Origin of the sequence: Micromonospora wenchangensis (assembly GCF_002210435.1) — a bacterium.
GTDB lineage: Bacteria > Actinomycetota > Actinomycetes > Mycobacteriales > Micromonosporaceae > Micromonospora > Micromonospora wenchangensis.
Genome location: NZ_MZMV01000085.1, coordinates 1 through 23,625 on the forward strand (window position 1 = coordinate 1; position 23,625 = coordinate 23,625).

Annotated in this window: 17 protein-coding genes and 1 riboswitch; of the genes, 10 read left to right on the top strand and 7 right to left on the bottom strand. The window is 72.9% G+C overall.

All coding sequences use genetic code 11. The annotated features are described in order from the left end of the window. Positions 1-19: 19 nt before the first annotated feature. Together B5D80_RS29970 and B5D80_RS29975 are read right to left on the bottom strand one after the other, a co-directional pair. Positions 20-565, bottom strand: a complete 546-nt coding sequence (locus B5D80_RS29970) for a hypothetical protein (RefSeq protein WP_088647294.1) — start codon at positions 563-565, stop codon at positions 20-22. 75 nt (positions 566-640) lie between these two features. Further along, positions 641-6,460: a ThuA domain-containing protein gene (locus B5D80_RS29975; protein ID WP_088647295.1), complete on the bottom strand. Its 5,820-nt coding sequence runs from the start codon at positions 6,458-6,460 to the stop codon at positions 641-643. Positions 6,461-6,797: 337 nt separating this feature from the next. Next, a riboswitch (TPP riboswitch) is annotated at positions 6,798-6,907 on the top strand. Here B5D80_RS29975 and thiE point away from each other — a divergent pair. The 7 genes from thiE to thiC all read left to right on the top strand — a co-directional run bounded on the left by thiE (position 6,902) and on the right by thiC (position 12,618). After that, the gene (thiE, locus tag B5D80_RS29980; RefSeq protein ID WP_088647296.1) at positions 6,902-7,528 is read left to right on the top strand and encodes a thiamine phosphate synthase; all 627 of its coding nucleotides are present in this window, start codon (positions 6,902-6,904) and stop codon (positions 7,526-7,528) included. Its footprint overlaps the riboswitch before it by 6 nt. Next, positions 7,522-8,592 (top strand): glycine oxidase ThiO, encoded by a 1,071-nt coding sequence (thiO, locus tag B5D80_RS29985; RefSeq protein ID WP_088647297.1) that lies wholly within the window; start codon positions 7,522-7,524, stop codon positions 8,590-8,592. Before thiE ends, thiO begins: the two co-directional genes overlap by 7 nt. A gap of 10 nt (positions 8,593-8,602) precedes the next feature. Beyond that, positions 8,603-8,803, top strand: coding sequence for a sulfur carrier protein ThiS (thiS, locus tag B5D80_RS29990; protein WP_088647298.1), 201 nt, complete (start codon positions 8,603-8,605; stop codon positions 8,801-8,803). A 5-nt stretch (positions 8,804-8,808) separates the two neighbouring features. After that, positions 8,809-9,579 (top strand): thiazole synthase, encoded by a 771-nt coding sequence (locus tag B5D80_RS29995; protein WP_088647307.1) that lies wholly within the window; start codon positions 8,809-8,811, stop codon positions 9,577-9,579. Further along, positions 9,576-10,223: a thiamine phosphate synthase gene (locus B5D80_RS30000; protein ID WP_088647299.1), complete on the top strand. Its 648-nt coding sequence runs from the start codon at positions 9,576-9,578 to the stop codon at positions 10,221-10,223. Before B5D80_RS29995 ends, B5D80_RS30000 begins: the two co-directional genes overlap by 4 nt. Next, positions 10,220-11,008 carry a bifunctional hydroxymethylpyrimidine kinase/phosphomethylpyrimidine kinase gene (gene thiD / locus B5D80_RS30005; protein ID WP_088647300.1) on the top strand — a complete coding sequence of 263 codons (789 nt, stop codon included), beginning with the start codon at positions 10,220-10,222 and terminating at the stop codon, positions 11,006-11,008. The genes B5D80_RS30000 and thiD overlap by 4 nt, the downstream gene beginning before the upstream one ends. A 17-nt stretch (positions 11,009-11,025) precedes the next feature. Then, the gene (thiC, locus tag B5D80_RS30010; protein ID WP_088647301.1) at positions 11,026-12,618 is read left to right on the top strand and encodes a phosphomethylpyrimidine synthase ThiC; all 1,593 of its coding nucleotides are present in this window, start codon (positions 11,026-11,028) and stop codon (positions 12,616-12,618) included. Between the two features lie 220 nt (positions 12,619-12,838). Here thiC and B5D80_RS30015 read toward each other — a convergent pair whose 3' ends face one another. From B5D80_RS30015 to B5D80_RS30030, 4 genes are all read right to left on the bottom strand, one after another. Continuing rightward, positions 12,839-15,073 (bottom strand): hypothetical protein, encoded by a 2,235-nt coding sequence (locus B5D80_RS30015; RefSeq protein WP_088647302.1) that lies wholly within the window; start codon positions 15,071-15,073, stop codon positions 12,839-12,841. 86 nt (positions 15,074-15,159) lie between these two features. After that, entirely contained in the window at positions 15,160-15,468 is a 309-nt protein-coding gene (locus B5D80_RS30020; protein WP_088647303.1) for a cupin domain-containing protein, read from the bottom strand. After that, positions 15,465-16,415 (bottom strand): LLM class F420-dependent oxidoreductase, encoded by a 951-nt coding sequence (locus B5D80_RS30025; protein WP_088647308.1) that lies wholly within the window; start codon positions 16,413-16,415, stop codon positions 15,465-15,467. The genes B5D80_RS30020 and B5D80_RS30025 overlap by 4 nt, the downstream gene beginning before the upstream one ends. A gap of 2 nt (positions 16,416-16,417) precedes the next feature. After that, positions 16,418-17,203, bottom strand: coding sequence for an ABC transporter ATP-binding protein (locus tag B5D80_RS30030; protein WP_088647304.1), 786 nt, complete (start codon positions 17,201-17,203; stop codon positions 16,418-16,420). Positions 17,204-17,463: 260 nt separating this feature from the next. Here B5D80_RS30030 and B5D80_RS30035 point away from each other — a divergent pair, with 260 nt between their 5' ends. Next, positions 17,464-18,495 (top strand): ABC transporter substrate-binding protein, encoded by a 1,032-nt coding sequence (locus B5D80_RS30035; protein WP_088647305.1) that lies wholly within the window; start codon positions 17,464-17,466, stop codon positions 18,493-18,495. A 101-nt stretch (positions 18,496-18,596) separates the two neighbouring features. Next, positions 18,597-19,460 (top strand): ABC transporter permease, encoded by an 864-nt coding sequence (locus B5D80_RS30040; RefSeq protein WP_245855061.1) that lies wholly within the window; start codon positions 18,597-18,599, stop codon positions 19,458-19,460. A gap of 73 nt (positions 19,461-19,533) precedes the next feature. Here B5D80_RS30040 and B5D80_RS30045 read toward each other — a convergent pair whose 3' ends face one another. Further along, on the bottom strand, positions 19,534-20,715 hold the full coding sequence (locus B5D80_RS30045) for an ABC transporter substrate-binding protein (RefSeq protein WP_088647306.1): 1,182 nt from the start codon (positions 20,713-20,715) through the stop codon (positions 19,534-19,536). Between the two features lie 437 nt (positions 20,716-21,152). On the opposite strand from B5D80_RS30045, the gene B5D80_RS30050 reads away from it, so the two are divergent. Beyond that, positions 21,153-23,625, top strand: a 2,473-nt coding sequence (locus tag B5D80_RS30050) for a sensor histidine kinase (protein WP_245855062.1), incomplete at its 3' end; no start/stop codon positions are given.

Sequence of the window (23,625 nt, forward strand, 5' to 3'; positions counted from 1 at the left end):
CCGACCGGTGACGGGGTGCTCAGCCGTCCAGGCCGACCGGCTCCCCGGGCCCGGGGTGGGTCCGGCGACGCCACCACAGCAGCGCCGACCCGGCGACGACCACCACGGCGAGCCCGCCGGCCGGCCACCGCCACCAGCCAGCTCCGGCCTCCCGCGTTTCGGCGGCCGGGCGTTCGGCGGCGACCGGCGACGGCGACTGGGCCACCCGGGCCTGCACCTGGGCGGTCGCCGTGCTCCGGTACGGCGCGGGGGCGCTGACCGTCACCCGCCAGTCGCCGGGGGAGAGCAGCGGGCCACTGCTGTAGAAGCCCTGTCCCTCCCCGGACGGCTCGATCTGCACCGGCCCGGCCGTCCGGCCACCCTCGCCCTCGGCGGTCAGGGTGAGCCGGACCAGCTGGTCCAGCCGGTGCCCGTCGGCGTACACGGCCATCACGGTCACCCCGCCGGCGCCGTCACCGGCCACCGTCAGCTTGACCTTCCCGCCGTGCGCCGCCGCCGGACCCGCCGGCAGGGCCACCAGGGCCGCCACGACCAGCGCGGCGGCGAGGGCTCTGAAGGTACGCATCGACGTCTCCCTTCCGATGTGGAGGGGCCGCCCCCACCGTCGGTGTCGACGGTGGGAGCGGCCCCGTGGTGCTCCTTACAGCGAACCGCCCTCGGCGATCCGGGTGGGGTCGGCACCGAGCCGACCGGCCCCGTCGACCGACTTGTTGTCGTTCGCCTTGACGCCGGCCTTGGTGGCCGCGCCGCCGAGCCGGACGATCATGGCGTCGGCGTCACGGACCAGCACGTCCCGCACGTCGGTGTCGGTCACCACCCCGGTGTCGGTGGCCAACGCCTTGAAGGCGGTCAACTGCTGCACCGCCCGCTTGTCGTTGCCCGCCGCCTCGGACTCCCGCACCGCGTCCAGCTTGTTGGACAGCTGACGGTGCGCCTTGGTGGTGAGTCGTCCGGTCGCCTTGAACCGGTCCAGCAGGTTCTGCATGTCCCGGAACGAGGTGGTGACGAAGAACCGGACCGTCGAGGTGGTGGAGTTACCCGCCTTGTCGGTCGCGGTCACCGTCAGCTCGTGCAGGCCGAGCGGCAGCTCGTACAGCGCCTGCAGGGTGCCGCTGGCGTACGCCCGACCGTCCAGCGTGCCGGAGGTCGTCTTGATGCCGGAGGTCGGGTCGACCGCCTGCCACGAGATCCGGACGTCCTGGCTGTCACCGTAGAGCTGGCCGTCGGCGATGCCGGAGACCAGCAGCGTCGGCTTGGTGCCGTCGATCTTCACGACCGCCGACTTCAGCGCCTCGATGTTGCCGGCGGCGTCGGTGGCCCGGTACAGCAGCTCGTGCGTGCCGTCCCCGGTCACCTCGACCGGCGTGGTGTACGCCGTCCAGGCGCCGCCGTCGAGCGACCACTCCAGCTTCTTCACCCCGGAACCGGCGTCGGTGGAGGTGATCACCACCGGGACGGTGCCGTTGTGCCAGCCGTCGTCGTTGGCCGGGGCGAACGACGCCGAGCTGACCGGCGCGGTGGCGTCGATCTTCACGGCGACCTTCTTCGTCGCCTCCACGTTGCCGGCCGCGTCCGTCGAGCGGAACCGCACCTCGTGGGTGCCGTCCCCGGTGACCGGCACCGGCCCGGTGTACGCGGTCCACGTGGTGGCCCCGTCGAGCTGGTACTCGGTGCTCGCCACCCCGCTACCGCCGGCCTCGTCGGCCGCCGCCAGCGTCACGGTGACCGGGCCGGTGTACCAGCCATCGGTCGGGGTGCCGGAGACGGTGGCCGTGGTCACCGGGGCGGTCGTGTCGGCCGCCTTGGTGGAGAGCCGGAAGTAGTCGAACGAGGCCGTCTTCGAGGTGGCCGCGTTCGCGCCGAGGGTGAACAGACCGATCTTCGGGGTGGCCCCGACGGCGGCGTTCGTCACCGTCTCGAACGTGGTCCACTCCTGCCCGTCCGCCGAGTAGGACGCGGTGAAGGTGTCACCGGCCCGGGCGAGGCGCAGGTACCACACCCCCGAGGTCAGGTTGGAGACCTGGGGCTGCGGGTTCTGCGTCACCCCGGCGAGCTCGCCGCGGAACTCGATCCGCCGGGAGACCGCCTGCCCGGCCTGGTTGTCCACGATGTAGTCCAACTTGACGTAGTTGTCGTCGTCGGCGTGGACGATCAGACCGGCCTGCTGGTACTGCTCGGCCAGCGCGCTGCCGTCGACCTTCGTCTCCAGGGTCCAGTCGCCGCTCGGCGCGGTCTGGAGGATGAAGTTCGTCGGCCCGGTGTTGCTGGTGCCGTAGATGTCACCCTTCGGCACGTCGATCTTCAGCGCGCCGTCGGCCACCCGGTAGGCGGCCGGGTCCTCCCGGAGCACCGCGTTCCACCGGCACTTGTCGAGCGTGGTGCCGGTGAACTCGTCCGACGGGTCGACCGGGCCGGCCGGGGCGTCCGGCGAGACCACGAACGAGTCGAACAGCGCGTCCACCACCGGGGCGGTGGTGGCGCCGTTGAGGGCGAACAGACCGATCCGCGGGTTGGTGATGCCGGCCAGCGCGGCGGACCGACCGACCGGGGTGAACGTCGTCCCGTCGCCGGAGAACGCCGCGGTCAGGTTGGTGCCGTCGCTGATCAGCCGCAGCCAGACGGTGTCACCGGCCGGTGCGGCGGTGGCGTCCGCCCCCTCGTTGCGGGGCGAACCGGCGGTCTCCCGGATGAACTCCACCCGGCGGGAACCGCTGTAGAGCAGGTCGACCTTGGCGTAGTTGTCGTCGTCGCCGTAGATCAGCAGGCCGGCCTGCTGGTAGTTGGCGGTGACGGGCAGGGTGACCTTCGTGGTGGCCTGCCAGGCCCCGCTGGGCGCGGGCTGGAGGACCAGGTTGGTCGCGCCGTTGGTCGTGCCGTACAGGTCACCGGAGGCGGTGGGCAGCCGCAGCGACCCGCCGGAGACCGAGTAGAGCTGGTTCTCCCGGACCACCGTCCAGCGGTCCTTGTCCAGGGTGTTGCCGGTGAACTCGTCCGAACGCGCCCCGAGGCAGGAGTTGTTCGGCGCGTCCACCTTGACCGGGACGGTCGCGTAGGACTTCGCGCCCCGGCTGTCCGTCACCGTCAGGGTGGCGGTGAAGGTGCCCGGGGTGGTGTAGGTGTGGGTGGCGTTCAGGGTCGTCGCCGTCCCGCCGTCACCGAAGTCCCAGGCGTACGTCAGCGGGGTGTCACCCTCGGTGTCGGTGGCCGTGCCGGTGAAGGTCACGGTGACCGGCGCGGTGCCGGTCGCCGGGGTGGCGGTGGCCGTCACCTGCGGCGGCGCGTTGTCGGTCACGCCCCGTCCGATGAAGTCCATCCAGTTGACGTTGAACAGCGAACCCGTGCCACCGGCGGGGTCCTTGGCGACGAAGTACAGCGCGCCCTGGGCACCGGCCGTCACCGGCGCGGTCACGTCGACGAACTGCTGCCAGCCGCCCGTGCCGGGCACGGTGGCCGTGGCCACCACCGGACCGTCGACGGCACCGGCGTGCACGTCGATCCGGCCGCCCTGGACCTCGGAGGCCACCCGGAACCGGATCTGCTCGACCCCGGTCAGGTTGGCCGGGACGAGCGACCACCAGTCGCCGTCCTCGATGAAGCCGATGTTCTGGCCGCCACCGGCGGGGTCGCTGGTGGTCTCCTTCTGCACGCCCGGGTCACCGCCGCCGGTGCTGCCCGGGGCCCGCCCGGTGGCCGTGTAGTACTCGGCCTGCTTGCGCTTGGGCTGGAGGATCTCGATCGCCCGACCGGTCAGCGGGCCGGCGCCGCCGGTGCCGCCGTCGTCGGTGTAGGTGGCCTCGAAGACAGCGAAGACGTTGGCCTCCGCGCCGTGCCCGGACGCCAGCGAGGTCTGCACGGTGCCGGTGCAGCCGGTGTGCTGCTCCAGCGGGTGGGCGTGCTCGTCGTGGCCGAGCAGCACCTGCAGCTGCACCCGGTCACAGTCGACGGTGCCGTCCTCCGGGTCGGTCACCTTGATCGTGTACTTGACCTGGTCGCCCCAGTCGAAGAAACCGCCGCTGGGCGGGAACTCGATGGTCACCGTCGGGGCGGTGTTGCCGACCGTCACCGGCACGTTCGCCACGGCGGTGCGGCCCTTGGGGTTGGTCACGGTGAGCTGGGCGGTGTAGTTGCCGGCCTCGGTGTAGGTGTGGGTGGGGTTCGCCTCGGTCGAGGTCTGCCCGTCCCCGAACTTCCACGCGTAGGTCAGCGTGCCGCCGTCCGGGTCACGCGACCCGGCGCTGGAGAAGTTCACGGTCAGCGGGGCGGCCCCGGAGGTGGGGTCGGCGCTGGCCTCGGCGATGGGCGCCCGGTCACCGGCGGTGTAGTCGATCCGGTAGATCCCGGAGTCGTCGTTGTTGCCGCCGAAGCCGGTGCCCCACTCGATCATGTAGAGCGCGCCGTCCGGACCGAACTCGAAGTCCATCGGGCGGATCATCGACATGCCGGTGAGCAGCTGGTTGATGTCGATCAGCGTCTTGCCGTCCGCGCTGACCTGCATCGTGTACATCTTCGACTGGTTCCACTCACCGAGCAGCGCCTTGCCGTCGTAGTACGCCGGCCACTTGCGGCTGGACGTGCTGTCGGCGTCGTAGCGGTAGACCGGGCCACCCATCGGGGCGCCGCCGCCACCGATCTCGGGGAAGCGCGGGTCGCCCGCGTAGCCGTAGTCCACGGTCGCCGGGATGGCCGGCGGCAGGTTGGTCAGGCCAGTGTTGTTGGGCGAGTCGTTGACCGGCGCGGCGCAGTCGAACTTCGCCCCGCTCGGCCCGGACGGGAAGGTGTAGTCGTTGTACGCCTTGTTGTTGCCCGTGCAGTACGGCCAGCCGTAGTTGCCGGCCGTGGCGACGATGTTCCACTCCACCAGGCCCTCGGGGCCACGGTTCGGGTTGGCCGCCGAGGCGTCCGGCCCGTAGTCGGCCACGTACAGGGTGTCGGTCTTCTGGTCGACGCCGATCCGGAACGGGTTACGGAAGCCCATGCCGAAGATCTCGGGACGGGTCTTCGCGGTGCCCGGGGCGAACAGGTTGCCCGTGGGGACGGTGTAGGTGCCGTCGTCCTCCGGGTGGATCCGGATCACCTTGCCGCGCAGGTCGTTGGTGTTGCCGGCGCTGCGCTGCGCGTCGTAGTCCTGCCGGCCGGCCCGCTCGTCGATCGGCGTGAACGCGTTCGACTCGAACGGGTTGGTGTTGTCGCCGGTGGCGAGGTAGAGGTTGCCCTTCGAGTCGAAGGTCATGCTGCCGCCGGCGTGGCAGCAGGTGTTGCGCTGGGTGTCGACCTGGAGCACGACCTTCTCGGTGGCCTTGTCGATGGTGTCACCGTTGACGGTGAACCGGGACAGGTAGTTGCGCGGGGCGCCACCGGCCGGTGCGTAGTACAGGTAGATCCACTTGTTGGTGGTGAAGTCCGGGTCGAGGCGCAACCCGAGCAGGCCGTCCTCGTTGCCGGTGAAGACGTCCAGGCGGGTCGCGGTGACCGTGTTGCCGGTGTCCGGCTTCACGATCTGCACCCGGCCGTCGCGCTCGGCGTAGAACACCCGGCCGTCCGGAGCGATGTCCAGCTCCATCGGGTTGTTGGTGTTGCTGTCGAGGGTGACCTTCTCGAAGTTCGAGGTCTTGGTGGCGCCGCAGTCGGCGTTCTCGACCCCGGCCGCGGTGCGGATGCCGCCGAGCAGGTGGCTGAGGAACTCCGGCTCGGTGTACGACGCCTGGGTGTGGCCGCCGCCGGTGTACCAGGAACGACCGCCGTCGTAGTCCTGGCACCAGGCGGTGGGGTGGTCGGCGCCCATCGCGCCGGCACCCGGGCTGTAGGACTTCTCGTCCAGGCTGGCCAGCACGTGCACCTTGGAGCGCGGGTTGGTGCGGAAGTTGTACCACTCGTCGAACCGGGACCAGCGGGCCGGCAGGTCGGCGGTCGACGGGTGCGCGGGGTCCTCGACCTTGACGGTGGCCTGCTGGTTGGCCGGGTGGCCGGAGAAGTACGCGCCGACCAGGTTGCCGTACCAGGCCCAGTCGTACTCGGTGTCGGAGGCGGCGTGCACACCGGCGTAGCCGCCGCCGGCCTTGATGTAGCGCTCGAACGCGGCCTGCTGGGTGCTGTCGAGCACGTCACCGGTGGTGGAGAGCCAGATCACCGCCTGGTACTTGGCCAGGTTGGTGTCGTTGAAGGCGGCTCCGTCCTCGGTGGTGTCGACGGTGAAGCCGTTCTCGGTGCCGAGCTTCTGGATCGCGGCGATGCCGGCCGGGATGGCGTCGTGCCGGAATCCGGCGGTCTTGGAGAAGACCAGGACCGAGAACGGTTCGGCGGCTGCCGCCGCCGGTGCCGGTGCGGCCTGTTGCCGGGCCGCAGCGGCGGGAGCGGCCTGGGCGGCGGTGCCGCCGATCAGGCCGCTGGCGAGTAGGGAGAGGGCCAGTAGACCGGCACCCAGTGGACCGCGACGTGCGCGGCGATGGCGGGATGGAGACACTCCATGCTCCTTTTGTCCGCGTTGGACAGTGGTGGGGGCATGGGGACGACTCGCCGCAGACCGTCCCCGGTCGGATCGGTGTGGGCCCGCCGAGGTCCGCACCGGTGGCGATCAGGTGCGGGCCACGCCGAGGCTCCGCACCGGAATAATGTCGATCGGTTGAACAAATTAGCGCCGCTGGATTGGTTTCCGGCAAGGCATGAGCATGTAACGATTCGGTATCGGCGACTCGCTTTTCCGGCTTATGTGGATACAAGCCGACAATCGTACGCATCGATGTTGCTGAATCAATCTAGCACCCCTTGGCGGATCAGCGGATCTGTCGTACGGTCACAGGCACGTGACCCACGGGAGCCCGGTACACCGGGCTGAGAGGGGGGCTGAGAGCCCCCGACCGTCGAACCTGATCCGGGTAATGCCGGCGCAGGGAGGAGAGTTGCCGTGCCGTCCCTCGGCCGACTGCATCTGATCACCGACACCCGCCCCGGGTGCGACCCGCTCGCCGTCGTCCGGGCCGCCCTCCCGGTGGCCCGCGCCGACCTCGTCGTGCAGGTCCGGGTGACCGACGACACCACCGACCGGCAGGCCTACGACCTGGCCCGGCGGGTGCGCGAGCACTGCGCGCCGTACGGGGCGACCTGCCTGGTCAACGACCGGCTGCACGTCGCCCTCGCGGTGGACGCCCACGGCGGCCACGTCGGCGCGGACGACCTGCCCGTCGCGGCGGCCCGTCGGGTCCTCGGCCGCGACGCCGTGCTCGGCGCGACCGCCCGGGAACCGGACGCCGCCGCCCGGGCGGTCGCCGCCGGGGCCAGCTACCTGGGCGTCGGCCCGTGCCACCCGACCGCCACCAAGACCGGCCTGCCCGACCCGATCGGCACCGCCGGGGTCCGCGCCGTCGTCGCCGCCGTCGACGTGCCGGTGATCGCCATCGGCGGGGTCACCGTCGCCACGGTGCCGGCGCTGCGGGCCGCCGGGGCGTACGGGGTGGCGGTGGTCGGCGCGCTGTCCACCGCCGCCGACCCGGGCCGGGCTACCGCCGAACTGATCGCGGCGCTGACGTGCTGACCCGGCCCGACGTCGCCGTCGTGGGCGCGGGGCCGGTCGGGTTGGCGATCGCCTGGCGCTGCGCCACCCGCGGCCTGCGGGTGGCCGTGCACGACCCGGCCCCCGGCTCCGGCGCGTCCCGGGTCGCCGCCGGGATGCTCGCCCCGGTCGCCGAGGCGTACTTCGGGGAACGGGAACTGACCGGGCTGCTCACCGCGTCCGCCGCCCGCTGGCCGGGCTTCGCCGCCGAACTGACCGAAGCCGCCGCGACGGAGTTCGGGTACCGCACCGACGGCACCCTCGTCGTCGGGCTGACCGGGGACGACCTGGCCGAGGCGCGCCGGCTCTGGTCGTACCAGCAGGGGTTGGGGCTGCCGATCAGCGCGCTGCGCCCGTCGCAGCTACGGGAACGCGAACCGGCGCTGACCCCCCGGCTGCGCGGCGGCGCGGTCGCCCCCGGCGACCACCAGGTCGACCCGCGCCGCCTGGTCGACGCGCTGCGGGTCGCCGCCGAACGGGCCGGCGCGACCCTGCTGCCCGGCGCGGTGACCGGGCTGGCCGAGGTGGACGCGCCGGTCGTCGTGGTCGCCGCCGGCTGCGGCGCCGCCGCGCTGACCGGGCTGCCGGTCCGCCCGGTCAAGGGCCAGGTGCTGCGGCTGCGCGCGCCCGACCACCGCCCGCCCGGCTTCCGGCACGTCATCCGGGGGTACGCCGACGGCGAGCCGGTCTACCTCGTCCCCCGCGCCGACGGCGAGGTGGTGCTCGGGGCGACAGTCGAGGAGCGCGCCGACACCGAGGTGACCGCCGGGGCGGTGCTGCGGCTGCTCCGCGCCGCCGTCGACCTCGTCCCCGAACTCGCCGAGTACGCGCTGGTCGAGGCGACCGCCGGACTGCGCCCCGGCACCCCGGACAACGCGCCGATCCTCGGCCCGCTGCCCGGCCGGCCCGGCGTGCTCGCCGCCACCGGGCACCACCGGCACGGCATCGTGCTCACCCCGGTCACCGCCGACCTGATCACCGACCTGATCGTCACCGGTCGGCCGGACCCGCTGCTCACCCCCTTCACCGCCGACCGGTTCCACTGAGGAGGACAACGTGCGACTGATCGTCAACGGCGTCGGGCGCGAGCTGACCGGCGGCACGACCGTCGCGGACCTGGTCGCCACGGTCACCGGGCAACGGCGCGGGCTCGCCGTCGCGGTCAACGGCGAGGTGGTCCCCCGGGGCGGCTGGCCGGCCACCGAACTGCACGACGGCGACCGGGTCGAGGTGCTCAGCGCCGCCCAGGGCGGGTGACCCGGATGCCCCTCACCATCGCCGGACAGACTTTCCCCTCCCGGCTCATCCTCGGCACCGGCGGCGCGGCCAACCTGCACGTGCTGGAACAGGCGATCCGGGCCTCCGGCACCGGACTGGTCACCCTCGCCCTGCGCCGGGTCGACACTGCCCCCGGCACCGCCGGTGGCCTGCTCGACCTGCTCGACCGCTGCGCGGTGCGGCTGCTGCCCAACACCGCCGGCTGCTACACCGCCGCCGAGGCGGTGAAGGTGGCCCGGCTCGCCCGGGAGGCGTTCGACACCGACTGGGTCAAGCTGGAGGTGATCGGCGACGAACGCACCCTGCTGCCGGACGGGGTGGAGTTGCTGCGGGCGGCCGAGGAACTAGTCGCCGACGGGTTCGTCGTGCTGCCGTACACCTCGGACGACCCGGTGCTGGCCCGCCGGCTGGCCGACGTCGGCTGCGCGGCGGTGATGCCGGCCGGTGCGCCGATCGGTTCCGGACTGGGGATCACCAACCCGCACCACATCCGGCTGATCCGGCAGAGCGTCGACGTGCCGGTGATCCTCGACGCCGGGATCGGCACCGCCTCCGACGCGGCGCTCGCCATGGAACTCGGCTGCGACGGGGTACTGCTGGCCAGCGCCGTCACCCGGGCCGCCGACCCGACGGCGATGGCCACCGCCATGCGGTACGGCGTACGGGCCGGGCGGCTCGCGTACACCGCCGGGCGGATCCCCCGCCGCTTCCACGCCCTCGCCTCCACCCCCGACGACGGAAGACCCGACCTGTGACCCGCCCCGCCGCCCCGCCCCTCCTCCGGCCGGACGGGGTGGTGCTGCTGACCGACCGGCTGGTGGCGCGCGGTGACCTCGTCGAGGTCGTCGCGGGGGCGGTGCGCGGTGGGGTGCGGTGGGTGGTGCTGCGGGAGAAGGACCTGCCCCGCGCCGAACGGGCCGCGCTCGCCGTCGACCTGCGGGCCGTCCTGGCGCAGGTCGACGGCACCCTGATCGTGGCCGGCCCCGACCCGCTGGACGGGGACGCCGTCCACCTGCCCGCCGCCGGACCGTACCCGCCGCCGGCCGTCGGGCTGGTCGGCCGGTCCTGCCACGACGCGGCGGAGCTGGCCCGACTCGGCACCGAGGACTACGTGACGCTCTCGCCGGTCTGGACCACCCGCAGCAAACCCGGCTACGGCCCGCCGCTGCGCCCGGACGGGCTGCGCGACCTGGTGCGGCGCAGCCCGGTGCCCGTGCTCGCCCTGGGCGGGATCGAGACACCGGAGCAGGTGACGGCGTGCGTCGAGGCGGGCGCGGTCGGGGTGGCGGTGCTCGGGGCGGTCATGCGGGCCGCCGACCCGACCGGGGCCGCGACGACCCTCACCAGCGCCTTCCCCCGCACCCCGAGCACCGATGCGTGCCCCGAGGAGACGACATGACGCCGACGACCGTGCTCACCATCGCCGGCTCCGACTCCGGCGGCGGTGCCGGCATCCAGGCCGACCTGAAGGTCTTCGCCGCCCTCGGCGCGTACGGGACCAGCGTGCTGACCGCCGTCACCGCGCAGAACACCCGGGGGGTGGACGCCGTGCTGCCGCTGCCCCCGCGCACCGTCACCGAACAACTCGACAGCGTGCTCGGCGACTTCGCGGTCCGGGCGGTGAAGACCGGGATGCTCGGCACCCCGGCGGTCGCCGACGCGGTGGCCGGGGCGGCGAAGGCGGGCCGGTTGCCGCACCTCGTCGTCGACCCGGTGCTCGTCGCCACCAGCGGACACCGGCTCGGGGTGGTGGCGGCGGTCGAGCGGCTGCTGCCGTACGCCCGGGTGGCGACGCCGAACTGCGTGGAGGCCGCCGCCCTCACCGGACGCCCGGTGACCACGGTCGGGGAGATGGTCGCGGCGGCGCAGGCCCTGGCGGCCGGCGGCCCGCAGTTCGTGGTGGTCACCGGCGGCGACGTCGACGCGGCCGGCGAGTCGGTCGACGTGCTGGCCGGCGGCGGGACGACCACCCTGCTGCGCGCACCCCGGGTGGACACCCGGCACAGCCACGGCACCGGCTGCTCGTTCTCGGCGGCGATCGCCGTCCGGCTGGCCGCCGGCGACCCGGTGCCCGTCGCGGTCGCCACCGCCAAGGAGTACGTCACCCGCGCGCTGACCGGCGCGCGGGGTTGGGAACTGGGCGCGGGACGCGGCCCGCTGGACCACTTCGGCTGGTCCCGATGACCATCAGGGAGGCTGTCATGCAGGCACGTCGCAAGGTCTACGTCGAGGGGTCCCGGCCGGACGTCCGGGTGCCGTTCGCCGAGGTGGAGCTGACCGGGGACAACCCGCCGCTGCGCCTGTACGACACCTCGGGCCCCGGATCGGACCCGGAGGTGGGGCTGCCGCCGCTGCGCGGGCCGTGGATCGCCGAGCGGGGCGACGTCGCGCCGGTGCGGGGCGCGGGCACCCCGCTGGCCGGCGTCGACGGCAAGCGACCCACCCAGCTCTGGTACGCCCGCGCCGGGGTGGTCACCCCGGAGATGGAGTTCGTGGCGATCCGGGAGGGGCTGCCGCCGGAGCTGGTCCGCGACGAGATCGCCGCTGGCCGGGCGGTGCTGCCGCTCAACGTCAACCACCCCGAGTGCGAGCCGGCGATCATCGGCAAGGCGTTCCTGGTGAAGGTCAACGCCAACATCGGCACGTCGGCGGTTACCTCGTCGGTCGCCGAGGAGGTGGAGAAGCTGACCTGGGCCACCCGGTGGGGCGCGGACACCGTGATGGACCTGTCGACAGGCAGGCGCATCCACGAGACCCGGGAGGCGATCGTCCGCAACTCGCCGGTGCCGATCGGCACCGTGCCGATCTACCAGGCGCTGGAGAAGGTGGGCGGCGACCCGGTCAAGCTGAGCTGGGAGGTGTTCCGGGAGACCGTCGTCGAGCAGGCCGAGCAGGGCGTCGACTACATGACGGTGCACGCGGGGGTGCTGCTGCCGTACGTGCCGCTGGCCGTCGACCGGGTCACCGGGATCGTCTCCCGGGGCGGCTCGATCATGGCGGCCTGGTGCCTGGCGCACCACGAGGAGAACTTCCTCTACACCAACTTCCGGGAGCTGTGCGCGATCCTCGCCCGCTACGACGTGACGTTCTCCCTCGGTGACGGGCTGCGCCCCGGCTCGATCGCCGACGCCAACGACGAGGCCCAGTTCGCCGAGCTGCGCACCCTCGGCGAGCTGACCCGGATCGCCTGGGAGTACGACGTGCAGGTGATGATCGAGGGCCCCGGCCACGTGCCGATGCACAAGATCAAGGAGAACGTGGACCTCCAGCAGGAGTGGTGCCACGAAGCGCCGTTCTACACCCTCGGCCCGCTGACCACCGACATCGCCCCCGCGTACGACCACATCACCTCGGCGATCGGGGCCGCGATGATCGGCATGTACGGCACCGCGATGCTGTGTTACGTCACCCCAAAGGAACACCTCGGGCTGCCCGACCGGGACGACGTGAAGGCAGGGGTGATCGCGTACAAGATCGCGGCGCACGCGGCCGACCTGGCCAAGGGGCACCCCGGCGCGCAGGCCTGGGACGACGCGCTGTCCAAGGCGCGGTTCGAGTTCCGCTGGGAGGACCAGTTCAACCTGTCGCTCGACCCGGAGACCGCGCGTTCCTACCACGACGCGACCCTGCCGGCGGAGCCGGCGAAGACCGCCCACTTCTGCTCCATGTGCGGCCCGAAGTTCTGCTCCATGAAGATCACCCAGGAGCTGAAGGAGTACGCCGCCCAGGGCATGCAGGCCAAGTCGGCGGAGTTCCGCTCCACCGGCAACCGCGTCTACCTCCCCCTCGCCTGAACCGTCCTGCCTCGGTGATCAAGAGCTTTGCGTCAGTTTCCGCCCGGCGGGTGACGCGAACCTCTTGATCACCGCCCCCAGCCTCGTCCGGTCGGCCGGCTTGTCCGGTTCGCCCGGTTGTGGCTCGGTGATCAAGAGGCTTGCGTCAGGTTTTGCCAGTTGGGATGACGCGAACCTCTTGATCACCGGTGCTGACCGGGGGCGGGGGCGGGGGAGAGGGTCAGTCGCGGTGGTGGCGGCCGCTGGTGCGCAGTGAGCGGCGGCCGCTGTCCCGGTCCGGTTCGTTGTCGGCGAGCGGCCTGCCCAGGCCGGTGACCCAGTCGACGTACTCGTCGTCAGGCGTCGCCGGCTTCGGGTCGGCCTCGTCCGCCGGGGCGTCCTGCGGGGAGCGGTTACGCCGGAACAGTCCCCGTCGGCCCCTGGCCCTGCCGGTCTGCTCCGGCGCGCCGCCGTCCTGTGGAGCGGGATCGGCCTGGTCAGGATCGGCGGGCGGACCGGCCACCGGTGCGGTGCCGCTGGACTCCTCCGGCTCCCAGCGGAGACTGACCGGCTGCGGGGCGTCCGTCTGCCCGGCGTCGCCCGGTTCGGGAAACGGCAGGGCGGCTCGGGGCGGTGCGGGCCGGTGGGCATCGGCCGGGCCACCCGTACCGCCGGGATCCGGCAGGTGGCGGGGACGGGGGGCACCCTCGACGCCGCCCGGCGCGGTGTCGACGGCGTCCGGTGTCGCGCTGTCGGTCGGGCCGGAGCCGGCCGGTCGGTCGTCCCCGGTGCCGTCCGCCCCGGTGGAAGGCGAGGGGTCGGGTCGTCCGGCGGGGACCACTCCAGCACCGGTCGCGGCGGACCGGGCACGGCCGGCCCGCTTCGCCCGGGGCTTGGGCGTGGCGACGGGCCCGTCCCCGACGGCCGGACCGGTGCCTGCCCCCTGCTCCACCTCGGCCTCGGTGCCTGGCTGTTCGGGCGGTGCCGCCTTCCGCTGTCCGGAACGGCTTCGCGGCGACCCGGCCCGGCCCGATCCGGCTTCGGCGGGCGACGTCGCACCCGGTGCGGCCCCGGCCGGCCCGTCCGGGGCCGCCGTCGCGTCCGGGCCGGTCGGGGGCCGTCCGGTCGGGCCCGCAGCCGGATCGGTCGGGGCAGAGCCGGTCGGGGTTGGGCCGGTCGGGGTCGAGCCGGCCCGGGGACCAGTCGGCACCGCATCGGCCCGGGTCGAGCCGGGCTGAGCGGGCCCGGTCGGGGACGGGGTGGTGCGGGGCGCGTGCCGGTCGGCGACGGTGGCGGCGGGGTCAGGCCAGTCCCAGTGGGCCGGGTGACGACCGGTGCCCGGCACGTCGGGCGACGGCCACCCCGGACCGGTGCCGGCCTCCGCCGCGGCGGCGGTGCGGGAGTGGGCGGTGTCCGGTTGGTCGGGGTGGAGGGAGCCAGTGGCGGCGCTCAGGTCCACGGTGACCGGCTCGTCCGCGCCGGTGCCGGCCGGGTCGGAGCCCGTCAGGGTGGCCCGGTCCGGTCCGGAGCCGGCCGCGGCGGCGCGGGCCGGGTCGGGTACGGCCGGCAACGGGGCGAGGATGTCGGTCGGCTCGATCGCCGTCCCGCCGTCGTGGCGGGCGGCGCGGGCGGGCAACAGCGGCCAGCGCGCCAAGACGGCGGCGACCGAGCCGAGCGCGCCGGTGACGACCGCGATCAGCGCGCCGTAGTACGGGGCGAGCTGGTACCGGTCCACCTGGTCACCCGGCCCGGCGGTCAGGTAGGCGAAGGCGAGCAGCACCGGCCCGGCGACCCCGGCCGCCCCGCCGATCAGCGGGGGGTGTCCCCGTCGCCGGGCCACCCCGCCGGTCACCGCGCCGGCCACCAGCGCGATCACGGGCAGCAGCAGCATCGCCAGCCGCTGTGCCCGGTCCGGTCCGAGCCAGGAGGGTTCCAGCACCCCCAGGCGTACGGTGCGCAGCGGCTCGCTGGACAGCACCGCCGGTGCGACCGACAGCAGCGCGAGCAGCCAGATCGTCCCGCCCAGCAGGGCGACGTTCCAGCCCAGCGGGGGGCGCAGCAGGACGGCCGAGGCGGCTCCCGCGCCGACCACCGCCCCGGCGACCGCGCAGATGCCGACCGCCCAGACCGGGTCGACGGCGTTCAGGTCGGCGGCCCGTGCGGGCTGCATGCAGAGTGGGGCGACGACCAGCGCGCCGAGCGCGGCGACGCCGGAGATCGCGAGCTGGACGGGGGTGCCCTCCGGCAGTCCCTCGCGCCGGGCGAGCCGGCCGGTGAGGACCGCGCCGACCACGGCGGCGGTCACCGCGAACCAGCCGACCCAGGCGAGCTGGGCCGGCCAGCGGTTGACGTCGGTGAAGTCGCCGGTGAGTCGGACGATGCCGAAGCCGTACGCGATGCCGAGTTGGCCGGCCCCGGCCAACATGCTCACCCCGAGTGCGGTGAGCAGCAGTTTGCCCCACGTCCGAAAGGCCATGTGGCGCACGTTACGGCCCGGTGCCCCCGATCGCCACTGCGGCGCGGCGCGGCCGTGACGACCTGTTACCCAAGCTCTACCAGCGACTACTTCAGCTCGACCAGGCGGGCCAGGTAGGTCGTGTCCCCGACGTTGGTGAGCATGTGGACGGCGCCCGGGTCCCGGTAGACCACCCCGCCTGCGGGTTCGTCGGCGTCGATCCGGGTGCCGTCGATCGTCTGCACCACGTTCTTCGCGCCCTCGATCGCGACCACCAGGTACGGGTGGTCGTGCCGGTGCAGCGGCTGCCGCTCGCCCGGGGCCAGCCGGATGTGCCAGACCCGCACCCGGTCGTTCTCGAAGACGATCTCCTGGCCGACCGGGCCGAGTTCGAGGTCGTGCGTCACGTCGGTCATCGGGTTCCGTCCAGTTGGGGGAGCACCTCGGCGGCGATGAGCTCCAGGTGGTCGAGGTCGTCGAGTTCGATCAGCCGCAGGTGCACCCGGGTCGCGCCGATCGCGGCGAACTCGCCGATCCGGTCGACCAGTTGGGCGGGGGAGCCGACCACCGGGTCCTCCGGCGGCAGGGCGCTCTTGACGTGCAGCGGCGCGGCCCGGCGGTGGGCTTCGGCGTCGGTGCGCCCGATCGCCACCACGATCCCGGCGGAGAGCACCAGCGGGGCCCGCCCCGACTCGGCCCGGCCGGCCCGGTCGCAGGCTTCCCGTACCCGGTCGTACGCCTCGGCGGTCTCCTCGACCGGCTTGAACGGCATGTTGAACTCGTCGGCGTACCGGGCGGCGAGGTCGGGGGTGCGCTTCGGTCCCCGGCCGCCGACGATGACCGGCGGGCCGGGCTGCTGGACCGGTTTGGGCAGGGCCGGGGCGTCGACGAGCCGGTAGTGCTCACCGGCCCAGCTGTACGTCTCGCCGACCGGCGTGCGCCACAGCCCGGTGACGATCTCCAGCTGCTCGGCGAGCCGGTCGAAGCGTTCGCCGACGCCGGGGAAGGGGATGCCGTACGCGGTGTGTTCCCGCTCGTACCAGCCGGCGCCGATGCCCAGCTCGACCCGTCCGCCGCTCATCTGGTCGACCTGGGCGACCATCACGGCCAGCGGGCCGGGCAGCCGGAAGGTGGCCGAGGTGACCAGGGTGCCGAGTCGGATGCGGGAGGTTTCGCGGGCGAGCGCGGCCAGGGTCAGCCAGGCGTCGGTGGGGCCGGGCAGCCCGGGTTCGTCGCCCATCGCCCGGTAGTGGTCGGCCCGGAGGAACCCGTCGAACCCGCCGGCCTCGCAGAGCTGGGCGAACCGGAGCTGGTCGTCGTAGCTGGCGCCCCGGTGGGGTTCGGTGAAGATCGCCACCCGCACGGTCATCGTCCCTCCACCCCGGCCGCCGCCGGCAGGTCCCGTTCCATCAGGAGTTCGTGCAGGTCGGCGCTGACCCGGGCGACGTCGGCCAGGTGCGCGTTGCGGCCGAGGGTACGGGGCCGGGGGATGTCCACGTCGACGATCTTGCGGATCCGGCCGGGGCGGGGGCTGAGCACGACCACCCGGTCGGCCAGCAGCACCGCCTCGTCGATGGAGTGGGTGACGAAGACGACTGTCGCGCCGGTCTCCATGTGCACCCGTTGCAGTTCCCCGGAGAGTTCCTCGCGGGTGAGCGCGTCCAGGGCGGAGAAGGGTTCGTCCATCAGCATCACCCGGGGCTCGCCGATCAGCGACCGGCACAGCGACACCCGCTGCTGCATGCCGCCGGAGAGTTCGTGCGGCAGGCGCTTCTCGAAGCCGGCCAGGCCGGAGATTTCCAGCAGTTGGCGGGCGCGGTCGCGGTGCTTGGCGCGGCTCCAGCCGAAGATCTCGGCCGGCAGCAGCACGTTGTCGAGCACGGTCCGCCAGGGGAGCAGGGCCGGCTTCTGGAAGAGCATCGCGACGTCCCGGCGGGGCCTGGTGATCCGGCTACCGGCCACGGTGATCTCGCCGCCGCTGACCGGTAGCAGCCCGGCGATCATCCGGAGCAGGGTGGACTTGCCGCAGCCGGACCGGCCGAGCACGGCGACGAACTCGCCCTCGGCCACGTCGAGGTCGATCCCGCGCAACGCCTCGACCCGCCCGGAACGGCCGTCGAACGTACGCGACACATCGGACAGTCGGATCATCGCCGTCGGTCTCCCCTGATTCGGCGGTCAGGAATCCGACAAGGATATCCCCAGCGTGTCGGCCGCTCACTGTCCGGGGTGGAACGGAGTTGTTTCCGTTCCGCAACCCGATCCGCCTGGTGTGGTGACGGTAAGTGTCTCGTACTCTGTGCCAGCGAAGAGTCCCTTCACGACGGCGGCTCGGTGCCCCCTCACGCCGTGCCGCCGACCGACAACCCCCTCCGGGTACACCGCCCGGTCGGAAAGGACATGGTGCACAGATGACAAGGCTGACCCGCACGGTCGCCGCGGCCACCCTGGCCACCGCCCTCGCCCTGGTCTCCGCCTGCAGTGGCGGGTCCGACTCGGCGGACGCTGCAAAGACCGGCGACGGCTCGTCGCTGGAGAAGGTGACCTACCTCACCTCGTTCGGCAACTTCGGTCGTGACTCCTACGCCTGGGTGGCGAAGGACAAGGGCTTCTTCAAGGAGGCCGGCTTCGACGTGGAGATCAAGCCCGGCCAGGGCACCGGCGCGGTCATCCAGACCATCGTCGGCGGCCAGGCCGACTTCGGCCCGATCGACCTGACCGGTGGCCTGCTCCAGGTCGGCAACGGCCAGGCCAAGGACTTCGTCGCGGTGGCCGCGATCCAGCAGCGCACCATGGCCGCCATCGTCTCGGTCGAGGGCAAGAACATCGCCACGCCGAAGGACCTGGAGGGCAAGAAGCTCGCGGACACCCCCGGCTCCGTCGTGCGCAACCTCTTCCCGACGTACGCCCGGATGGCCGGGGTGGACTACACCAAGGTCACCTGGGTCAACGACCAGGCGCAGAACCTGATGGGCACGCTGGCCTCCGGCCAGGTCGACGGCATCGGCCAGTTCGTCGTCGGTCAGCCGACCGTCGAGGCGGTCACCAAGAAGAAGCCCGTCGTGCTGCCGTACAGCAACGTGATGCAGGACCTCTACGGCAACGCGCTGATCACCTCCAGCAAGATCGCCAAGGAGAACCCGGAGAAGGTGAAGAAGTTCACCGCCGCCCTGCTCAAGGGCCTGGAGTACGCCCTGGCCAACCCGCAGGAGGCGGCCACGATCCTGAAGAAGAACGTGGACGCCACCAACCCGGCCGCCGCCGCGGCCGAGTTGCAGCTGATGGCCGGCTACGTCCGCTCCAGCAACTCCGGCACCGCCATCGGCACCCTGGACAGCGACCGGGTCGCCAAGAGCATCGCCATCCTCCAGGGCGCCGGCGCGCTCAAGTCGAACATCACCCCGGACCAGATCATCAACTTCGACCTCGTACCGAAGGCCTGACCGACACCGACGGTGCCACGGGGGTGCGACCCAGCGGTTCGACCGGTGGGTCGCACCCCCGTCGTGTGCCGGCCAGCGTGCCGGCAGGAGAGGAGGACCCCGTGACGGAGTCGATGACCCGTCCCGTACCCGGGTCGGCCGGACCGCCGACCGCCGTGCCGACCGCCCCCCCGACGCCCGGCCGGTCACCCTGGTCCCGGATACGCCCCGCGACGGTCGGTCTGCCGCTGCTCGGTCTGGTGGTCACGGTGGCCGTCTGGTGGGCGGTCACCTCCGGGCTGCACCTGGTGCACCCGGCGTCCCTGCCGCCGCCGCAGGCGGTCGGGACGTCACTGACCTCATCGGCGGACGTGCTCCTCCCGGCGCTGGGCACGACCACCCTGATGACCCTGCTCGGCTTCCTGCTGTCGGCGGTCGCCGGGGTGCTGATCGGGATGGCGCTGGCCGCCTCCCGGCGGATCGAGCGGATGTTCGCCCCGCTGCTGGTGGCGATCAACGCGGTCCCGAAGATCGCGCTGGGGCCGCTGCTGGTGGTCTCGGTCGGCTGGGGGACCAAGCCGATCCTGACCATGGTGTTCCTGCTCTGCTTCTTCCCGATCGTGCTCTCCACCGCCACCGGGCTGACCACCACCCCGGCCGACCTGGCCGAGCTGGCCCGGTCGCTGAACGCCTCCTGGTGGCAGTCGTTCCGCAAGGTCCGGTTCCCGGCCGCGCTGCCGCAGATCTTCGTCGGGCTGAAGGTGGCGATGCCGCTGGCCGCGATCGGCGCGGTGATCGGGGAGTTCTACTCCGACAAGCCGGGGCTTGGCTACCAGATCCTCCAGTACAACGGCGTCGGCGACACGGCGACCGCGTGGGCGGCGATCGTGCTGATCGCCGCCATGAGCATCCTGCTCTACTCGGCGTTGTCCCTGGTGGAGCGGCTGGCCCTGCCCTGGGTCCGGGCCACCACCTCGGCCCGCTGACCCGTCCTGGACGACCCCCGACGCCACTGACGGGCCGACCCCACCCGGGGACCGGCCCGTCGGTGCGCGGTGGTCAGCCCGCCAGCCGCCACCGGCCGCCGCGCGCGACCAGCGTGGTCAACGCCTGCGGCATCAGGCCGGAGTGGTTGTCCGGGGTCATCCGGATCGGCCCGGACAGGCCGTCGAGCTGGGACGTCTCCAGCACGTCGCGCAGACCGTCCCGGTCGACCCTGCCGTCGGAACCGCCGGAGCGCAGCGCCGAGTCGGCGATGAGCTGCACGGCGTCGGCGGCGAACGACGACAGCCCGTTGTAGCCGCCGAACCGGGCGGTGTAGTCCTGGAACCACTGCCGGCGGGCGGCCTTGGCCGGGGTGGTGGCGATGACGTCGTCGATCACCATGGTCTGCGTGAAGATCAACGTGGCCCGTTCGGTGGCCCGGCCGGAACCGCCCAGGAACAGGTCGCCGGCCGCGGCGGCGTCGAAGAAGAGCGACCCGCCGTAGCCGGACTGGTCGGCGGCGGTGGCGGCGAGGGTGGCCTGCTCCGGCGGGGTCCAGATGATCAGGGCGGCGGGGTCGCGGTTGGTCAGCCGGCGCACCGGCGCGGCCAGTTCGGTGTCGGTGGTGCGGACCGCCTCGGCGCGTACCCGCTTGATGGTGGTCTTGCCGAACTCGGCGTCCAGCGCGGTCAGGCCCTCGCGCCCGTAGTCGTCGTCGCTGTGCAGGACGCCGACCTCGGTGATCCCGCGCCGCCGCAGCTCGGCGGTGAGCGCGGCGGCACTGTCGGCCGCGTTCGGCGCGAGCTTGAACACGTACCGACGTTCGGGGACCGGGTTGGCGACCGCGCCGGACGGGGCGAGCGCGATGGTGGGGATCTTCCGCTCGTTGATGGTGCGCACGGCGTCGACGGCGCACTGGTTGCAGCCGCCCATGATGATGGCGTTGACCGTGGCGTCGTTGCTGAAGTCGCCGATGTTGCGCAGCGACTCGGCGGCGTCGGAGCGGTTGTCCTTGACCACCAGCTTGATCTTCCGGTCGCCCAGGGCGCCGGACGCGTTCAACTGGTCGACCTTCAGTTCCAGGGCGCGCTGGTACGCCTTGCCGACCGGTGCGGCGGCACCGGAGAGTTCGAGGTCGGCGGCGATGGTGATCGGGCTGCTGTCCTTCTCTGCCGCGCCGAACGAGCAGCCGGTGAGCGTGGCGGCCAGCACGGCCGATGCGAGCGCCACGATGGTCGCGGAGCGGATGGGGCTCAACTCAGTCCTCCAGGTGCGGCGCGGGCGAGGCCCGGTCACCGCCGCTAGTCCGTCCTCAGTGGAGAAACGGGATTGTGTGCCGTACGGTGTGCGCGAAAGCCTGCAAAACCTTGCCAATGCGGGGGCGTGCGGTCAAGCGCGATGCTGACGGCGGTTTCGGGACGCGAATCTCACATTGTGGGGACATCAGATATTTACCCATGCTCACTCATCAGAGGCGAACGAACACTCTGGAGTGACATGCCCTGTTCAGAGGTGGCCTGCTCAGCAGGGAAAATGGTGACCAGACCACTGGTCGCCCGATTCCTGTCCGAACGCGGCTTCCCAAACAGGATCTTCTCTGATGAAATCGCGGCCGTGCCGCGCATGGCGCTGTCCGTCGCACCAGGCGCGGGTCGGCGGGTCAGGCGTGTGGAAGATACGACGGAGGCGATGTCGTGAGCACCGGACCGACGACCCTGCCCGAGCCAGGCGAAAACGCCGGACCCGACCGGGAGCGCCGACTGCCCCGGTTGCGGGATGCGCGGATTCGTTCCAAGCTCGCCCTCATTCTGGTCGTGCCGGTCGCCGCGGTCATCGCGTTGGCAACAATCCGACTTGTTTCCACTACCGAGGGTGCTGTCGACGCGACCCAGATCCGGTCGTTGACCGCACTGTCCATCGACGTCTCCGCGCTGACGCAGGATCTGCACAAGGAACGGATGGCGGCCGCCGCCTACCTGGCGAACCCGCAGCTGCGCCCGGACGACTACAACCTGCGGGTGCGGGCCACCGGCGAGCGGATCAACGCGTACCGGGCCGAGCGGGCCGACCTCGGCGAGGTCCCGTCCTCGGTGCGGGACCGGCTCAAGGTGATCGACGACCACCTGCGGACGCTCGACGCCACCCGGCAGGAGGTGCTCGACCGCCGGCAGATGCCGGTCGCCGAGGCCACCCTGCGGTACGGCGTGATCCTCACCGACCTGGTCTCGTACGGCGACACCCTGGCCCAGCTGCCCGGCCAGGAGAGCCTCGCGGACGCCCGCCGCGCGGTGGCCGCGTTCAGCCGGGCCAAGTCGGCCGTCGCCGAGGAGGAGGCGGTCGCCTACACCGCGCTGGTCGGCGGACGCCTCGACGAGGAGCAGTTCTCCTCCTTCGTGGCGACCCTGACCAGCCAGCAGGAGGCGCTGCTCGGCTTCTCCCTCGCCGCCGACCCCACCCAGCGCGCGCTCGTCGACAGCGCGGTCTCCGGTGACGCCGTCGGCCTCGCCGACCGGGTCGCCGCCGACATCACCCGCTCGGTCGGTCAGCGCAGCCCGGTCAGCGCCGGTGACGCCAGCGCCGCGATCGGCGCGGTCAACGACCTGATGCGGTGGACCGAGATCCAGCTCCAGGACACCCTGCTCGCCCGCTCCGAGCAGGCCCGCAGCGACGTCATCCAGCAGGCCGTCATCGAGACGGTGCTGGTGCTGCTCACCCTCATCGTGGCGATCACCCTCGCGGTGGTGCTGGCCCGCTCGCTCAACCACTCGCTGCGCCGGCTGCGGGAGGGCGCGCTGTCGGTGGCGAACCACGACCTGCCGGACGCGGTCAAGCGGCTGCAGAACATGGGCAGCGTCGGCGACGGCGGCGTCGAGGAGATCGTCCGCCAGGTGCGGGACCCGATCCGGTTGACCAACCGGGACGAGGTCGGCCAGGTGGCCCTGGCGTTCAACGTCGTCCACCGGGAGGCCGTCCGGGTCGCCGCCGAGCAGGCGGCCCTGCGGACCAGCGTCTCGGCGATGTTCCTCAACCTGGCCCGGCGCAGTCAGACCCTGGTCGACCGGATGATCGGCGAACTGGACGCGATCGAGCGCGGCGAGGAGGACCCGAAGCGGCTCGCCCAGCTCTTCGAGCTGGACCACCTCGCCACCCGGATGCGCCGCAACGACGAGAACCTGCTGGTCCTGGCCGGCGCCGACTCGGCCGTGCCGCGCCGCGACGACGCGCTGCTGGTCGACGTGCTGCGCGCCGCCCAGTCCGAGGTGGAGCTGTACAACCGGATCGAGTTCGGCACCGTCGACACCGACATCTCGGTCGCCGCCCACGCCGTCAACGACGTGGTACGGCTCGTCGCCGAGCTGCTGGACAACGCCACCCGCTTCTCGCCGCCCACCACCACGGTGGTCGCCGACGGCCGGCGCATCCGCGACTACGTGCTGATCCAGATCGAGGACCGGGGACTCGGCCTCACCGACGAGCAGCTCGACTCGCTCAACCGCCGGCTCGCCGCCCCGCCGACGGTGGACGTGGCCGCCTTCCGGCTGATGGGTCTCGCCGTGGTCAGCCGGCTCGCCAGCCGGTACGGCATCCGGGTGGAGCTGCGCCGCAACGTCGAGGGCGGCACCGTCGCCCAGGTGACGCTGCCCAACGCCACCGTGGTGCTCCCCGCCCACCGCGGCCGGGACCAGGCGATCAGCCGGCCCCGCCAGCCGCTGGCGGTCGAGCAGCCGCCCGCCCCCGCCGGCATCGGCGGCGCCCTCAACGGTGCCCGCAGCGCGGCGGCGACCCTGTCCGACCAGTGGCGCAACACCCCGCCTGCGCCGGCCCCCTGGCAGCCGCCGGTGGACGCCCGGGACACCGCCCCCGCCGTGCAGTTCGGCGGGCCGGTCTCCGCCCCGCCGTTCGCCCCGGTCCCCACCCCGGCGACCGCCGACTCCGGGTTCAACGCGTTCTCGGCCGGCAGCCCCACGATGGCGAACCCGACCATCGACCCGCTGCCGCGGCGGGCCGCGCCGGGCGAGCCCGCCCCGGTGCTGCCGACCGGCCCGGTCGCCGGTGCCGCACCGCACCCGACGGAGTCGTACGGCGCGGGGGCCATGCCGTTCGCCGGCGCACCGGCCGCCGCCCCGTACGCGGGGGCACCGGCGGCGACCCCGTTCGCCCCGGCCG

Coding starts and splice junctions, on each gene's coding strand:
- B5D80_RS29970 (WP_088647294.1), bottom strand. CDS start 565: ATGCGTACCTTCAGAGCCCTCGCCGCCGCGCTGGTCGTGGCGGCCCTG.
- B5D80_RS29995 (WP_088647307.1), top strand. CDS start 8,809: ATGCCCCTCACCATCGCCGGACAGACTTTCCCCTCCCGGCTCATCCTC.
- thiD (WP_088647300.1), top strand. CDS start 10,220: ATGACGCCGACGACCGTGCTCACCATCGCCGGCTCCGACTCCGGCGGC.
- thiC (WP_088647301.1), top strand. CDS start 11,026: ATGCAGGCACGTCGCAAGGTCTACGTCGAGGGGTCCCGGCCGGACGTC.
- B5D80_RS30015 (WP_088647302.1), bottom strand. CDS start 15,073: ATGGCCTTTCGGACGTGGGGCAAACTGCTGCTCACCGCACTCGGGGTG.
- B5D80_RS30020 (WP_088647303.1), bottom strand. CDS start 15,468: ATGACCGACGTGACGCACGACCTCGAACTCGGCCCGGTCGGCCAGGAG.
- B5D80_RS30030 (WP_088647304.1), bottom strand. CDS start 17,203: ATGATCCGACTGTCCGATGTGTCGCGTACGTTCGACGGCCGTTCCGGG.
- B5D80_RS30035 (WP_088647305.1), top strand. CDS start 17,464: ATGACAAGGCTGACCCGCACGGTCGCCGCGGCCACCCTGGCCACCGCC.